Annotated in this window: 11 protein-coding genes and 1 pseudogene; 5 read left to right on the top strand and 7 right to left on the bottom strand. The window is 60.8% G+C overall.

The window, feature by feature from the left end; translation table 11 throughout:
* Positions 1 to 25: 25 nt before the first annotated feature.
* The gene (gene mvaT / locus TU73_RS20450) at positions 26 to 400 is read right to left on the bottom strand and encodes a histone-like nucleoid-structuring protein MvaT (protein WP_005790963.1); all 375 of its coding nucleotides are present in this window, start codon (positions 398 to 400) and stop codon (positions 26 to 28) included.
* 350 nt (positions 401 to 750) lie between these two features.
* Here mvaT and purU point away from each other — a divergent pair, with 350 nt between their 5' ends.
* Complete coding sequence (gene purU, locus TU73_RS20445) at positions 751 to 1,599, top strand: formyltetrahydrofolate deformylase (protein WP_043050024.1); 849 nt, start codon at positions 751 to 753, stop codon at positions 1,597 to 1,599.
* Positions 1,600 to 1,714: 115 nt separating this feature from the next.
* Here the strand turns inward: purU and gpgF are convergent, their stop codons facing one another.
* The 5 genes and pseudogenes from gpgF to TU73_RS29645 form a co-directional block, all read right to left on the bottom strand.
* On the bottom strand, positions 1,715 to 2,821 hold the full coding sequence (gene gpgF, locus TU73_RS20440; protein ID WP_057013741.1) for a glucosaminyl phosphatidylglycerol flippase: 1,107 nt from the start codon (positions 2,819 to 2,821) through the stop codon (positions 1,715 to 1,717).
* Positions 2,818 to 3,561, bottom strand: a complete 744-nt coding sequence (gene gpgD / locus TU73_RS20435; RefSeq protein WP_057013740.1) for an N-acetylglucosaminyl phosphatidylglycerol deacetylase — start codon at positions 3,559 to 3,561, stop codon at positions 2,818 to 2,820. The genes gpgF and gpgD overlap by 4 nt, the downstream gene beginning before the upstream one ends.
* Positions 3,554 to 4,675 carry an N-acetylglucosaminyl phosphatidylglycerol synthase gene (gene gpgS / locus TU73_RS20430; protein ID WP_057013739.1) on the bottom strand — a complete coding sequence of 374 codons (1,122 nt, stop codon included), beginning with the start codon at positions 4,673 to 4,675 and terminating at the stop codon, positions 3,554 to 3,556. The genes gpgD and gpgS overlap by 8 nt, the downstream gene beginning before the upstream one ends.
* Before the next feature lie 165 nt (positions 4,676 to 4,840).
* Complete coding sequence (locus tag TU73_RS29650; protein ID WP_370881239.1) at positions 4,841 to 5,605, bottom strand: methyl-accepting chemotaxis protein; 765 nt, start codon at positions 5,603 to 5,605, stop codon at positions 4,841 to 4,843.
* A 93-nt stretch (positions 5,606 to 5,698) separates the two neighbouring features.
* Positions 5,699 to 6,730 (bottom strand): annotated as a pseudogene (locus TU73_RS29645) (HAMP domain-containing protein); the annotation flags it as partial.
* 206 nt (positions 6,731 to 6,936) lie between these two features.
* Between TU73_RS29645 and TU73_RS20420 the strand changes: the two are divergent.
* The gene (locus TU73_RS20420) at positions 6,937 to 8,415 is read left to right on the top strand and encodes a helicase HerA-like domain-containing protein (protein WP_057013737.1); all 1,479 of its coding nucleotides are present in this window, start codon (positions 6,937 to 6,939) and stop codon (positions 8,413 to 8,415) included.
* 4 nt (positions 8,416 to 8,419) lie between these two features.
* Here the strand turns inward: TU73_RS20420 and TU73_RS20415 are convergent, their stop codons facing one another.
* The gene (locus tag TU73_RS20415) at positions 8,420 to 8,875 is read right to left on the bottom strand and encodes a DUF721 domain-containing protein (protein ID WP_057013736.1); all 456 of its coding nucleotides are present in this window, start codon (positions 8,873 to 8,875) and stop codon (positions 8,420 to 8,422) included.
* Positions 8,876 to 9,180: 305 nt separating this feature from the next.
* On the opposite strand from TU73_RS20415, the gene secA reads away from it, so the two are divergent.
* The 3 genes from secA to TU73_RS20400 all read left to right on the top strand — a co-directional run bounded on the left by secA (position 9,181) and on the right by TU73_RS20400 (position 14,222).
* Positions 9,181 to 11,916: a preprotein translocase subunit SecA gene (gene secA, locus TU73_RS20410; RefSeq protein WP_057013735.1), complete on the top strand. Its 2,736-nt coding sequence runs from the start codon at positions 9,181 to 9,183 to the stop codon at positions 11,914 to 11,916.
* A 124-nt stretch (positions 11,917 to 12,040) separates the two neighbouring features.
* Complete coding sequence (gene argJ, locus TU73_RS20405; protein ID WP_057013734.1) at positions 12,041 to 13,258, top strand: bifunctional glutamate N-acetyltransferase/amino-acid acetyltransferase ArgJ; 1,218 nt, start codon at positions 12,041 to 12,043, stop codon at positions 13,256 to 13,258.
* A 19-nt stretch (positions 13,259 to 13,277) separates the two neighbouring features.
* A complete protein-coding gene (locus tag TU73_RS20400) occupies positions 13,278 to 14,222 on the top strand; it encodes a Nudix family hydrolase (RefSeq protein ID WP_057013733.1) in 945 nt (314 codons plus the stop codon).
* Positions 14,223 to 14,727: the final 505 nt, after the last annotated feature.

Below are 14,727 nucleotides of genomic sequence, written 5' to 3'. Positions count from 1 at the left end.
ATATCGGGTGAAGGCCCGACCAGGCTTAACCCAGCAGGGTAGCCCAACCTTCAACCACATCACCGCCCCACTTGGCTTTCCACTCTTTCAGAGTCTTGTGGTTGCCACCTTTGGTTTCAATCACTTCACCGTTGTGCGGGTTTTTGTACTGCTTGACCTTGCGAGCACGTTTGGTGCCGGTAGTTTTCACAGCGCCGCGTGGTGCTTTAACTTTCGACTCTGGATCCAGCAGCGCGATGATGTCACGCAGGGATTTGGAGTATTCACCCATCAGGGTGCGCAATTTGCCTTCGAATTCCAGCTCGGTTTGCAGCTTGTCGTCTTGGGACAGGTTCTTCAAACGAGCTTGCAGCTCTTTGATGGCTTCTTCGGTGGCGCGGTATTCGTTGATCAGAGACATGTGGACTACCTTATGTAGAACGCTGATTGGCAGGGTGAGTGGCCCAATAATAGTCAGGCAATTTCGCCAAGTAAACATTTAAGACGGTATTTGTGTGAATTACATTGAATGTTTGTGGCAAAGCGATGCAAACGAGTTAATTAGTAGGCGCTGGGCAGAAAGATAATCGCGTTAATTTCCTGTTAACTGCTCGAGTTTGCCTTATACGGTCAAACAGCGATGGTAAAAACCTTACGCGATTAAGGGGTGTTGCCAGGACCAGCACCGCGAATAAGGCGTAAGGAATACTGCAGTTTTTCTGCGCAATCGCTAGAATAGCGGCCTTTGCGAAGTTCTGGAGTTTCCCCCTAATGCGCACTTTTCGGCTGGTGATTGCTTGCCCGGACCGGGTTGGCATCGTTGCCAAGGTCAGTAACTTTCTGGCTTCCCACAATGGCTGGATCACCGAGGCGAGCCATCACTCGGACGATCTCAGCGGTTGGTTTTTCATGCGTCACGAAATTCGTGCCGATACCTTGCCCTTTGGCCTGCAAGCCTTCCGCGAGGCATTTGCGCCTATCGCCGAAGAGTTTTCGATGACCTGGCACATCACCGACACGGAGCAGAAGAAGCGTGTGGTGCTGATGGCCAGCCGCGAATCCCACTGCCTGGCGGACCTGCTGCACCGTTGGCACAGCGATGAGCTGGACTGCGAGATTGCCTGCGTGATCTCCAACCATGACGACCTGCGCAGCATGGTCGAATGGCATGGCATCCCGTACTACCACGTGCCGGTCAATCCCCAGGACAAGGAGCCTGCGTTCGCCGAGGTATCGCGCCTGGTCAAGCAGCACGACGCAGACGTGGTAGTGCTGGCGCGCTACATGCAGATCCTGCCGCCGGAACTGTGCCGTGAATACGCCGGCAAGGTGATCAATATTCATCACAGTTTCCTGCCGTCGTTTGTCGGGGCCAAGCCCTATCACCAGGCTTCCCTGCGCGGCGTGAAGTTGATTGGCGCGACCTGCCACTACGTCACTGAAGAGCTGGATGCCGGCCCGATCATCGAACAGGACGTCGTACGCGTCAGCCACAGCGACAGTATCGAAGACATGGTGCGTTTCGGCCGTGACGTCGAGAAGATGGTGCTGGCCCGTGGCCTGCGTTATCACCTGGAAGATCGCGTGTTGGTGCATGGCAACAAGACCGTGGTGTTCTGACCAACCCGTTGGGTTGAATAAGAAAGGGCCTGGGGGTAAAACTCCCCAGGCCCTTTTTATTTGTAGGATACCCACATGACCGACCCCCTCGATAAAGCCACCTCCAAAGCGCCCGCTACCTTGGGCGAGGGTTGTCTGAGTCGCTACGACCCGGATGCGCTGGATGCTGAGGATGGTACTGATTTCCCCGGGGCTGCCCGCTTGTGGGAACAGCTGCAGCAGGACGAGCCTTGCGCGCCCCCCGAAAAAGACGCTTGAGCAGTGGTTTGCCGACCATCAATAGAAACACCGGTGCGCCGGCCAGCAGGTAGAAGTAATAGGTTACCGCCCGCCAGATCAGAATCGCCGCCGCGGCCGTGGATTTGCCCACCATGGGCGCCAACAGTGCCGCCGAGGTCAGCTCGGCCGCCCCGGCCCCGCCCGGCAACAGGCTGAATTGCCCCGCCGTCAATGCCAGCATCTGGATCAGGAAGCTCCAGGCCCACTGCACATCGCCGCCCAGGCCACGCAGCGCCAGGTACAACACGCTGTAGCGCAGTAACCAATGCAGGCTGGTCAGCGCAAACACCCTTAACAGCGTGTGCCAAGGCAATTTCAGGGTTTGGGTAAAGGCCGCGAGAAAGCGCAGTAACTTGCGCGCCCAGCGGCGGCGGGTGCTGGCGCGTACTTTCAAGGTCTTGAGCGCCAGGCCCGTAAGGCGAATCAGGCGGCGATGAAAGCGCACGACCAGCCAGCCGCTGATGATCCCGCCGACCATCGATACCGCGCTGAGCCCCAGCAGCCACTCCATGCGTGGGTTGAGGCTATGGAACAGCGCATACAAGAGAATGCCCGCCAGCGCACAGAGAAAAAACAGCAAGTCGCTCAACTGGTCCATGGCGAACACTGCGCTGCCATGGGCAGGACGTATGCCATTGCGCGCCAGCAGCGCCATCAGTGTCAGGGGGCCACCGCTGCCCCCGGGCGTAGCGCACATCGCGAACTCGGTCGAGATCACCACGCCAAGGCTTTTGAGCGGCCCCAACTGGCCGCGCTGCTCGCCGAGCAGCAGACGGATGCGCAGGCTGTTGATCAGCCAGCAGCCGATAATCATGGCAAACATCCCCAGCAATTGGGGCAAGGGGAACTGCCGCAGGCGCAACAGGGTTTCGCCGCCGCCCAGCCACACGGGAATCACCAGCGCGATGAGCAGGGCCAGCAATAACCAGATCAGTCGGCTCATGGCTGCGTCGCCAGCCAGGCGGCCTTGGTCTGTGGAGTGCGCCCAGCGTTGAGCAGGCGTTGCAGGGTTTGTAGCCAGGAACGACGAGAAAACTCGTGGCGCATGTCCACCGGGTGCAGCCCCAACCGGATCACCGGGGCGGTCTGCCAGCGCTGCTCCCGTTGATCGCTGAGGACTTTGGACAGGCCGCGGCGCCATGCGCTGCGGGCGCTCCAGACCAGGCCTGGGGCGTCGATGCGTGTGAAGTCAGGCAATCGATAAAGATGCTGTGGGTCGCTGGTGTAGCTCAGCGGCAACTGGCGCAGTGCCTGGCGAGTGCCGTCGCTCATCAACCAGGCGGGGGCGACAAACCCGTGCAGCGGCCAGTCATTGCGCTGGAATACCTCGATGCCGGCGGTAAGCCGCTTTATCGCTTCGGCCTGGGACAGCTGGTAAAACTCGCCTTCATGGGTATAGATACGCCGCATGAACCAGTCTTTTGGTGTACGTGGCCTGGGCTGGTCGTCGCAATGATAGTAGCCGTGCAAGGTCAGTTCATCGCCCCTGGCCACGCGGCTGTCGAGCAAGCGGCGAAAGTCGGCGTGGGCGGCCAGGTCGTCATGGCGATGGAATTCCGGCACCACCAGCCAGGTGATTGGCACGTTGCCCAGCGCATCCACGGCCTGGACAAACGGCCGATAATCAGCCCAGGTGCTCGGTGCTACATCGTGCAACACCAGCATGACCGAACGCTCAGCCATGGGCGAGCATCGGTTTGTGCGTGCCCAGCACGGCGTGATAATGGCCCAGCAGGCTATCGACTACGGTGTCCCACGCATAATGCTGCTCAACGTGCTGCCGCGCCTGGGCGCCCAGGCGTCGGCTGCCGGCACCGAACAGTTCGCGCACCGCGTCAGCCATCGCCTTGGGGTTATTGGGCGCACACAGCAGGCCACAGCGCTCGTCGACAATTTCAGTGAAGGCCCCGGCCGCAACGGCGACGACCGGGATACCACAGGCCATGGCTTCCAGGATCACCAGGCCGAAGGTTTCCTGGTCGCCGCCATGCAGCAAGGCGTCGGCGCTGGCCATCAGCCGGGCGACATGCTGGGCAGGGCGGAAACCATCGACCACGGTGACATTATCCGGCACGTTGGCCGGCATGCCCGAACCCACCAGCAGCAAATGGTAGCCGTCGCCCAGGCGCTTCATGCAATTGAGCAGCACCGGCAGGTTTTTCTCCTTGGAACCGCGCCCGGCGAAGATCAACAATCGGGTGTCTTCGCCAATCCCCAACTCGGCGCGCAGGCCAGGGTCGCGCACGTCGGGGGTGAAGGTCTGCAGGTCCACCCCCAGCGGTTGGACGAAGACATTTCTGACCCCGAGGCCGGTGAGTTTGTCGGCCATCACCTTGCTGGGGGCCAGCACCCGGTCGAAATTCCCGTAGAGCTTGCTGACATAGGCTTCGACGTTGGGCGTAAACCAGGGCCCCATGCGGTTGCTTACCAGCAGCGGCAGGTCGGAGTGGTAAAAGCCGATGACGGGCACGTCCAGCTGGCGCCGGGCATCGAGCGCGGCCCAGGCGGTGAGGTAGGGGTCGCCGACTTCGATAAGATCGGGCTGTAGATCGTGCAGCACATTTCGCCAGGGCGCCAAGCGGAGGGGGAAGCGATAGCCCTTGCCAAATGGCAGGGCAGGCGCCGGCACCTTGAAGATCCCGTCGTGCTCGCTCAAGTGAGCGCCAGGCACCAGCAGGCTATGGCGAATCCCAGGCTTGAGCGCCAGGCGCCGGTGCTTGGCGTCGAGATAAGTGCGTACGCCGCCACTCGCCGGGGCGTAGAACATGGTTATGTCAGCGATATGCACGATAAACATCCCTCCGATCCATTGCTCTCATTAACGTGGACCTGAGACGCGCAGAGATGTTCGATTGGGATTGATGCCGTGCTGCATGGTCAAGTTTGAAATGCTGGCGAATGTCGGAAGGGGGGCAAGCCCCCTCCCACATTTTGACTGAGTACCGCCAGCCCCCTCTGTCTATCAGATACGGAAGCTGCCCACCAATTGCTTCAGGCGTGACGCTTGCCGTTCCAGGTCCGAGCAGGCGCGCAGTGTCGATTGCAGGTTTTCCACGCCTTCCTGGTTGAGTGTGTTGATCTCGGTGATATCCATATTGATCGACTCCACCACCGAAGTCTGTTCTTCGGTGGCAGTGGCAACCGACTGGTTCATGCCGTCGATCTCGCCAATACGCTGGGTCACGCTGTTCAAGCGCTCGCCGGCCAGGTTGGCGATTTCCACGCTGTCCAGGCTGTGGCGTTGGCTTTCACTCATGGTGCTTACCGAATCTCGCGCGCCGACCTGCAGCTCCTCGATCATCTTCTGCACCTGTTGCGCCGACTCCTGGGTGCGGTGGGCCAGGTTGCGCACTTCATCGGCCACTACCGCAAAGCCGCGTCCGGCTTCTCCGGCACGTGCCGCTTCGATGGCCGCGTTGAGCGCCAGCAGGTTGGTTTGCTGGGAAATGCTGGTGATCACTTCAAGAATCTGGCCGATATTCACCGTCTTGCTATTAAGTGCTTCGATATTGCTGCTCGAGGCGCTGATCATGCTCGACAGCTGCGTCATCGCCTTGATATTGCGTTCAACCACCTGTTGGCCGTCTTCGGCCAAGTGGCGTGCATCGCTGGCCTGGTTGGAGGCTTGGGCGGCGTTGCGGGCGATCTCCTGGGCGGCGGCACCCAGTTGGTTGATGGCGGCGGCGACGCTGTTGGTGCGGTTGGCCTGTTCGTCCGAGTTGACCATCGACGAGTTGGAGGCGCTGACCACGCGCAGCGCCACTTCATTGACCTGCTCGGTGGCCGAAGACACTTCGCGAATCGAGGTATGGATGCGCTCGACGAAGCGGTTGAAGGCATTGCCGAGGGTGCCGAACTCATCATTGTTCTGGATGACCAGGCGTCGGGTCAGGTCGCCCTCGCCGTCGGCGATGTCTTGCATGGCACGGGTCATCAGGTGCAGCGGTTGCAGCAAGACACGAATCAACATGCCCAGCAGGGCGATGATGATCACCACCGCGATGATCGTGGCGATCACGGCCGAGGTGCGAAACTCACTGAGCATGGCGAACGACTTGGCTTTATCCACCGACACACCCAGGTACCAGTTCACCGATGGCAGGCCCTTGATCGGGGTGAAGGTCACGATGTTGGTTTTGCCGTCGGCTTGTACTTCGCTGAAATCGCCGCTGATCTTCGGCGTGTCCTTTGGGTACACGTCAGCCAGGGTCTTCATCACCAGGGTTTTGTCCGGGTGCACCAGCACCTTGCCATCGGCGCTGACCAGGAACGCATAACCCATGCCGCCGAAGTCCAGCGCACCAATGTTATCCACCAGGGTTTGCAGACTGAGGTCGCCGCCTACCACGCCGATGCTCTGGCCGGCCTTGGCGCTGGGGGTGGCTACAGAAATGATCAGTTGACCGGTGGCTGCGTCGATATAGGGTTCGGTCAGGGTTGAGCCGTTGCTGGCCTGGGCGCCCTTGTACCAGGGGCGAACACGCGGATCGAAGCCGTCGGGCATCTTTGTATCAGGGCGGATGGTGAAAGTGCCCTGGCTGTCGCCGACGTAGGTTGCCATGAATGAAGAGGTCAACGCTTTCTGTTCCAGCAGGCTGGCGACCACGGACGGTTCAGGGTTGATGGCAATATTTTGTGCTGCGTTTTCCACCAGGGCGATACGCCCGGTGAGCCAGGTCTGGATATTACCGGCGGTGACGTCGCCCATTTCATGCAGGTAGTTATTGAGATCGTCGCGAATCGCATTGCGTTGCAGGTAGTCGTTGTAGAGGGTGAACAACGCGAAGGCGGCGATGACGATAAGGGAGGCTGCAAGCAGGATTTTGTGGCTGAAGCGCAGATTTTTATTCATGGCTTGTAGGGTCCGCTAAGGTCTTAATATCCGAGGCGCGTCCTGGACGGGAGGCGCAAAATGGCAGCGTCAAAAAAGGTGTGGTATTTCTGGTGAATAACTCCGTTGGTCCATATCGGAATTATCTGACCATTTTTTAGTCTTTGTCGGGCTTACATCCGTCTATATCGACCTCGCGGCACTAAAGATTAACCAAAGGTGACGAAATGCCTGACTCCACACAACTGCTTATCGGTGCCGGCCCAGACGGCCAGCCCATCGCCCAGTCCATGCGCCTGGCCAACCGTCATGGGTTGATCGCCGGCGCCACGGGCACCGGCAAGACCGTCACCTTGCAGCGCCTGGCCGAAGCCTTCAGTGATGCGGGTGTGGCGGTGTTCGCCGCCGACATCAAGGGCGACCTTTGCGGGCTGGGCGCCGCTGCCAATCCGCAGGGCAAAGTCGCCGAGCGGATTGCCGGCATGCCATTCCTTGGCTACAAGGCCCAGGCGTACCCGGTCACCCTTTGGGATATCCATGGCCAGTCCGGTCACCCGCTGCGCACCACCATCAGCGAAATGGGCCCGTTATTGCTTGGCAGCCTGTTGGAGCTCACCGACAGCCAGCAATCGGCGCTCTATGCGGCCTTCAAGGTGGCGGACCGCGAAGGCCTGTTGCTGCTGGACCTCAAGGATCTTAAGGCTCTGCTCAACCACCTGCGCTATCACCCGGAACTGCTGGGCGACGACGCGGCCTTGATGACCACGGGCTCCAGCCAGGCGCTGTTGCGGCGCCTGGCGGTATTGGAGCAGCAAGGCGCTGAAGCCCTGTTTGGCGAGCCTGCCCTGCAACTCGAAGATATTCTGCAGCCCGCCAGCGATGGCCGTGGGCGCATCCACCTGTTGGACGCCAGCCGCCTGGTGCATGAAGCGCCGAAGGTGTACGCGACCTTCCTGTTGTGGCTGCTGGCGGAGTTGTTCGAACGGTTGCCGGAACGCGGCGATGCCGACAAACCGTTGTTGGCGCTGTTTTTCGACGAGGCCCATTTGTTGTTCGCCGATACGCCCAGAGCCTTGCAGGAGCGCCTGGAGCAAGTGGTGCGCTTGATCCGCTCCAAAGGTGTCGGCGTGTACTTCGTCACCCAATCGCCGGGCGACCTGCCCGATGCGGTGCTGGCGCAACTGGGCCTGCGTATCCAGCACGGTTTGCGCGCCTTTACCGCAAAAGAACAGAAATCCCTGCGGGCGGTGGCGGATGGTTTTCGGCCCAACCCGGCGTTCGATAGCTTGTCGGTGCTGACAGAGCTGGGCACCGGTGAGGCGTTGGTAGGCACCTTGCAGGAAAAAGGCACGCCAGAAGTCGTCCAGCGTGTTTTGGTTGCCCCCCCGCAATCGCGGATCGGGCCGCTCAGCGAAGCCGAACGCGCGGCCCTGGTCGCCAGTTCGCCGCTGCTGGGGCGCTATGACAAGCCGGTTGATCGTGAGTCGGCCTATGAGGTGCTGATGGCGCGCAAGGAACTTGGGTCTACTGGCGAGACTGCACCGACCGCCGAAGAGCCGAGTTTTACCGACAGGGCCGGTGCATTCCTCGGCACCACCGCCGGCAAGGCGTTGAAGTCAGCGATGCAGCAAGCCGCCAATCAGATGGGGCGCCAGTTGGTGCGTGGCTTGCTGGGTTCGCTGCTGGGCGGCAGCAAGCGCAAATAGCGATTCAGGGCTTGGGCCGGGCATGGGCGGCCAGCCGCTCCAGCGCTGCGCGCAGGCCCGGGTCGCTGATCCCTTCGGCCGTTGCCTGCAGGGTTTCGGCCGCATTTACCGACAGGTCCAGCGTGTGTCCCACCGTGCGCTGCGGTACGGCGGGCGGCTGTACCTTGAATTGAATACGCGTCAAACCGGCGAATTCATCGAATACCATCAATTGCCGCTGCAAGCGTTTTTGCTGGTAGCGCAGACGGGTCGCCCAATGGCCGTCGGTCACAATTAACAGCAGGTTGCCTTCACGCCAGGACGCCACGTGGCAGTGTTCACGGGCGGCTGGTTGCAGTTGGCTTTCAAGCAGGCGTTGCAAATGGCCCAAGCGTTGCGCCTGGCCGAAGATGGCTTTCAACGGCTTGGCTTCGCGGAGCAACACGCCGGGAGCGCGGGCTGTAAGAGGGCGAAATGCCATGTCTGGACACCTTAAGTAACAGAGCGCTCATCTTAACAGAAAGCGCCGGTACGGCCCCAAGCCATGCATCTGCAGGGCTTTTCCCATGAAATCAATAGGTAACTTCTTCACTTCATGGGTTGAAGTTCCAGCAAAAGCCCTTATTTTAAACAAGCCCTCTCACAGGCCCATGCCAGCATCGGGGAACAACGCCACTTTCCTCACCCACGATTCAGGGTAGAATGCGCGTTCGCATGCGGCCGTGAGGGCTGCTCGGGCCACTGACGGTGCGCCCTCCATCCCTATGTGTGGAAGAACCTGCCGATATGTTTGCGCCTTTGTTAAAGAAACTTTTTGGAAGCAAGAATGAGCGCGAAGTCAAACGCATGCTCAAGACGGTGCAGCTGGTCAATGCCTTCGAAGAGCAGATGGTTGCCCTGTCGGACGAGCAATTGCGCGCCAAGACCGAAGAGTTCAAGGCCCGCATAGCCAAAGGTGAAACCCTCGACAAGCTGCTCCCCGAAGCCTTCGCGGTCGCCCGTGAAGCCGGTAAGCGTGTGATGGGCATGCGCCACTTCGACGTGCAGTTGATTGGCGGCATGACCTTGCATGAAGGCATGATTGCCGAAATGCGTACCGGTGAAGGCAAGACCCTGGTCGCCACCCTGGGTGTCTATCTCAACGCGCTGTCCGGCAAGGGCGTGCACGTTGTGACGGTGAACGACTACCTGGCTCGCCGGGACGCCAACTGGATGCGCCCGCTGTATGAATTCCTCGGCCTGACCGTCGGCGTGGTAACGCCGTTCCAGCCGCCGGAAGAGAAGCGCGCCGCCTATGCCGCCGACATCACCTACGGCACCAACAACGAATTCGGTTTCGACTACCTGCGCGACAACATGGCGTTCAGCATGGAAGAAAAATTCCAGCGCGAACTCAACTTTGCCGTGATCGACGAAGTCGACTCCATCCTCATCGACGAAGCCCGTACCCCGCTGATCATCTCCGGCCAGGCCGAAGACAGCTCGCGCCTGTACACCGAGATCAACAAGTTGATCCCGCGCCTGGAGCAGCACATCGAGGAAGTGGAAGGCGTGGTGACCAAAGAAGGTCACTTCACCATCGACGAGAAGACCCGCCAGGTCGAACTCAACGAAGCCGGTCACCAGTTCGTCGAAGAGATGCTGACCCAGATCGGCGAGCTGGCCGAAGGTGAAAGCCTGTACTCGGCGCACAACCTGGGCCTGTTGACCCACGTGTATGCCGGCCTGCGCGCCCACAAGCTGTTCCATCGCAACGTCGAATACATCGTCCAGGACGGCCAGGTCGTGCTGGTCGACGAACACACCGGCCGTACCATGCCGGGTCGTCGCCTGTCCGAAGGCCTGCACCAGGCCATCGAAGCCAAGGAACACCTCAACATCCAGGCTGAAAGCCAGACGTTGGCGTCCACTACTTTCCAGAACTACTTCCGTTTGTACAACAAACTGTCCGGCATGACCGGTACGGCCGACACCGAAGCGTTCGAATTCCATCAGATCTACGGTCTGTCGGTGGTGGTCATCCCGCCGAACAAGCCGCTGGCCCGTAAAGACTACAACGACCTGGTGTTCCTGACCGCCGAAGAGAAATACGCGGCGATCATCAATGACATCAAGGATGGCATGGCCAAGGGCCGTCCGATCCTGGTGGGTACCGCCACCATCGAGACCTCCGAGCACGTGTCCAACCTACTGAACAAGGAAGGCATCGAGCACAAGGTCCTCAACGCCAAGTTCCACGAGAAAGAAGCCGAGATCATCGCCCAGGCCGGTCGCCCAGGCGCGCTGACCATCGCCACCAACATGGCCGGTCGTGGTACCGACATCCTGTTGGGCGGTAACTGGGAAGTGGAAGTGGCCTCGCTCGACAACCCGACCCCCGAGCAGATCGCCCAGATCAAGGCTGACTGGCAGAAACGCCACCAGGCTGTGCTCGAATCCGGTGGCTTGCAGGTGATCGCGTCCGAGCGTCACGAATCGCGTCGTATCGACAACCAGCTGCGTGGCCGTGCCGGTCGCCAGGGAGACGCCGGTTCCAGCCGTTTCTACCTGTCGCTGGAAGACAGCCTGATGCGCATCTTCGCCTCGGACCGCGTGAAGAATTTCATGAAGGCCCTGGGCATGCAGTCCGGTGAAGCGATCGAGCACCGCATGGTGACCAACGCCATCGAGAAGGCCCAACGCAAGGTCGAAGGCCGCAACTTCGACATTCGTAAGCAATTGCTCGAGTTCGATGACGTCAACAACGAACAGCGTAAAGTGATCTATCACATGCGTAACACGTTGCTGGCCGCCGACAATATTGGCGAGACCATCGCCGATTTCCGTCAGGACGTGCTTAATGCCACCGTCAGCGCGCACATCCCGCCACAGTCCCTGCCTGAGCAGTGGGATGTCGCCGGCCTGGAAGCCGCGTTGAAGAGCGACTTTGGCGTCGACCTGCCGGTTCAGCAGTGGCTGGACGAAGACGATCACCTGTACGAAGAAACCCTGCGCGAAAAACTGATGGCCGAGTTGTTGGCCGCGTACAACGAAAAAGAAGAGCAGGCGAGTGCCGAAGCACTGCGCACCTTCGAGAAGCAAATCGTACTGCGCGTGCTGGACGACCTGTGGAAAGACCACCTGTCGACCATGGACCACCTGCGTCACGGCATCCACCTGCGTGGCTACGCCCAGAAGAACCCGAAGCAGGAGTACAAGCGCGAGTCGTTCACCTTGTTCTCCGAGCTGCTGGATTCGATCAAGCGCGATTCGATCCGCGTGCTGTCCCACGTTCAGGTGCGTCGCGAAGACCCGATCGAGGAAGAGGCACGCCTGCGTCAGGAAGCCGAGGCACTGGCTGCGCGCATGCAGTTCCAGCATGACGAAGCACCGGGCCTGGAAGCGCCTGAGGCGTTGGGCGAAGAGGTCGATGTGGCCCTGGCGCAAACCCCGGTGCGCAACGATCAGAAGCTGGGCCGCAACGAACTGTGCTGGTGCGGTTCGGGCAAGAAGTTCAAACACTGCCACGGCGAAATCAACTAAGATTTTCGCCTGACGCTGCAACACCCCGCGCCGCGACCGGCACTAGCCGTCGCGGCGTTTTGCCATTAATTCCCACCGTCGACCGCGACGGCACAGACATCACCTATTTTTGAGGAGCGCATTCATGGCTGTTGGTCTTGGTCCTTTGCCCACATTGCACCCGGTTGCCGGTTTTGAGCTCGGTATCGCCTCGGCCGGCATCAAGCGCCCGGGGCGCAAAGATGTGGTAGTGATGCGTTGTGCTGAAGGCTCGACCGTAGCGGGTGTGTTCACCCTCAATGCCTTCTGCGCTGCGCCGGTGATCCTGGCCAAGCAACGCGTGGCCGGCACGATCCGTTACCTGCTGACCAACACCGGCAATGCCAACGCCGGCACCGGCGAGCCGGGCCTGGTGGCCGCGGCGCGCACCTGCGCCAAGCTGGCCCAACTGACCGGCGTGGACGCCAGCCAAGTGCTGCCGTACTCCACCGGCGTGATCGGTGAGCCGCTGCCTGTGGAAAAAATCGAAGGCGCCCTGCAAGCCGCGCTGGATGACCTGTCTGTGGATAACTGGGCGGCTGCGGCCACTGGCATCATGACCACCGACACCTTGCCAAAAGGCGCAAGCCGCCAGTTTGTGCACGACGGCGTGACCGTTACCGTGACCGGTATCAGCAAGGGCGCGGGCATGATCCGCCCGAACATGGCCACCATGCTCGGCTATATCGCCACCGATGCCAAAGTCTCCCGCGACGTGCTGCAGAGCCTGATCCTGGACGCGGCCAACAAGTCGTTCAACCGCATCACCATCGATGGCGACACCTCGACCAACGACTGCTGCATGCTGATTGCTACCGGCCAGGCCGACCTGCCGCCCATCACCGAAGCCAGCGGCCCGCTGTTCGCGGCGTTGAAGCAGGCGGTGTTTGAAGTGTGCATGGACGTGGCCCAGGCCATCGTGCGCGACGGCGAAGGCGCAACCAAGTTCGTGACGGTTGAAGTCAACGGCGGCGGCAACCATCAGGAATGCCTGGACGTGGGCTACACCGTGGCGCACTCGCCGCTGATCAAGACCGCGCTGTTTGCCTCGGACCCGAACTGGGGCCGTATCCTGGCGGCTGTCGGTCGTGCCGGCGTGCCGGATCTGGACGTGAGCAAGATCGACGTGTTCCTCGGCGACGTGTGCATCGCCAGCCGGGGTGCCCGCGCCGAAACCTACACCGAAGCCCAGGGCTCGGCGGTGATGCAGCAGGAAGAAATCACCATCCGCATCGAATTGGGGCGCGGCGCGTGCAGCGAAACCATCTGGACTACCGACCTGTCCCACGAGTACGTGAAGATCAATGCGGAATACCGTACCTGATACCAAGAGGAAACTGGCGGTGAAACGAGTGCATGTAGCAGCAGCGGTGATCCGCGGTGTCGATGGCAGGATCCTGCTGGCGCGCCGTGCCGATACCCAGCATCAGGGCGGGCTCTGGGAGTTTCCCGGCGGCAAGGTGGAGGCCGATGAGTCGGTCGCCACGGCCTTGTCACGAGAACTGCAGGAAGAGCTGGGTATCCAGGTCACTGCGGCGCGGCCGTTGATCAAGGTGCAACATGATTACCCGGACAAGCAGGTATTGCTGGATGTCTGGGAAGTCTCGGCCTTTACCGGCGAGCCCCATGGTGCCGAAGGGCAGCCGTTGGAATGGGTGACGCCACGGGACCTGTTCAACTATGCGTTCCCGGCGGCGAATGCGCCGATTGTTGCCGCTGCGCGCTTGCCCGCCGAGTACCTGATCACCCCGGGCGAGCTGGAAACCCCGACGCTGTTGCGCGGCATCCAGAAGGCCATTGCAGGGGGGATCAAGCTGGTTCAACTGCGTGCGCCCAACGGCTACGACCCCAAATACCGTGACTTGGCGGTGGATGCGGTTGGCCTGTGTGCCGGCAAGGCGCAATTGATGCTCAAGGGGCCGTTCGAGTGGCTGGGGGATTTTCCTGCTGCCGGCTGGCACATGACCTCGGCGCAATTGCGCAAATACGCGAGCAAGGGCCGCCCGCTGCCGAAGGACCGCTGGTTGGCGGCTTCTTGCCACAATGCTGAAGAGCTGGCGCTGGCAGAGATGATGGACGTGGACTTTGTCACGCTGTCGCCGGTGCAGCCGACCCAGACCCATCCGGATGCGCAGCCGTTGGGTTGGGAGCAGGCGGCGCAGTTGATTGCCGGGTTCAGTAAACCGGTGTTTCTGCTGGGCGGGGTTGGGCCTGCGCAGCGGGAGCAGGCCTGGGAAGCCGGGGCGCAAGGTGTAGCTGGGATTCGGGCTTTCTGGCCTGAGGCTTGATGGTGCCCTGAGGGGCCCTATCGGGAGCAAGCCCCCTCCCACACTTGAATGTATTCACAATTCAAAATGTGGGAGGGGGCTTGCCCCCGATAGGCATGGGTATCTACACAACTCTGACGTAGCAACTATCAGTAACCACGATGCGAAGCGAGCCGCTCTTGATCTTGATCTGCTTTTGATCTTGATCTTAGGCGCCCCGTTAAACCACGCTGGCCGGAATTCGACAGGGATTTGGGGGGTAAACCGGCAGGGATGCCGGTTTAGCCGCCCCGCGCCATGGATGGCGCGTGGCGGCGGCCCCCCCAAATCCCTGGCGGATTACGGGCACACCGAGCCTAGGCGAGGTGCCGAGTGGTGGGGCAAGAGCCCTTTGGTTACTTTGGGGCTCTTTTCCAAAGTGACCCGCTGTCAGAGCGGAACCCTAAGTGGCCGTTACCGCAGGAATGGATATGTACCCGGCATAGCTGTGTCGCCTGTCAGGCCGCCTTCGCGAGCAAGCCCGCTC

Source organism: Pseudomonas libanensis (genome assembly GCF_001439685.1).
Classification (GTDB): Bacteria; Pseudomonadota; Gammaproteobacteria; order Pseudomonadales; family Pseudomonadaceae; genus Aquipseudomonas; species Aquipseudomonas libanensis.
Note: the sequence above shows the minus strand (reverse complement) of the source record. Positions and strands in the feature narration are given on the sequence as shown.

Coding starts and splice junctions, on each gene's coding strand:
- gpgS (WP_057013739.1), bottom strand. CDS start 4,675: ATGTTTATCGTGCATATCGCTGACATAACCATGTTCTACGCCCCGGCG.
- secA (WP_057013735.1), top strand. CDS start 9,181: ATGTTTGCGCCTTTGTTAAAGAAACTTTTTGGAAGCAAGAATGAGCGC.
- TU73_RS20415 (WP_057013736.1), bottom strand. CDS start 8,875: ATGGCATTTCGCCCTCTTACAGCCCGCGCTCCCGGCGTGTTGCTCCGC.
- gpgD (WP_057013740.1), bottom strand. CDS start 3,561: ATGGCTGAGCGTTCGGTCATGCTGGTGTTGCACGATGTAGCACCGAGC.
- mvaT (WP_005790963.1), bottom strand. CDS start 400: ATGTCTCTGATCAACGAATACCGCGCCACCGAAGAAGCCATCAAAGAG.
- TU73_RS29650 (WP_370881239.1), bottom strand. CDS start 5,605: ATGGTCAACTCGGACGAACAGGCCAACCGCACCAACAGCGTCGCCGCC.
- purU (WP_043050024.1), top strand. CDS start 751: ATGCGCACTTTTCGGCTGGTGATTGCTTGCCCGGACCGGGTTGGCATC.
- gpgF (WP_057013741.1), bottom strand. CDS start 2,821: ATGAGCCGACTGATCTGGTTATTGCTGGCCCTGCTCATCGCGCTGGTG.
- argJ (WP_057013734.1), top strand. CDS start 12,041: ATGGCTGTTGGTCTTGGTCCTTTGCCCACATTGCACCCGGTTGCCGGT.
- TU73_RS20420 (WP_057013737.1), top strand. CDS start 6,937: ATGCCTGACTCCACACAACTGCTTATCGGTGCCGGCCCAGACGGCCAG.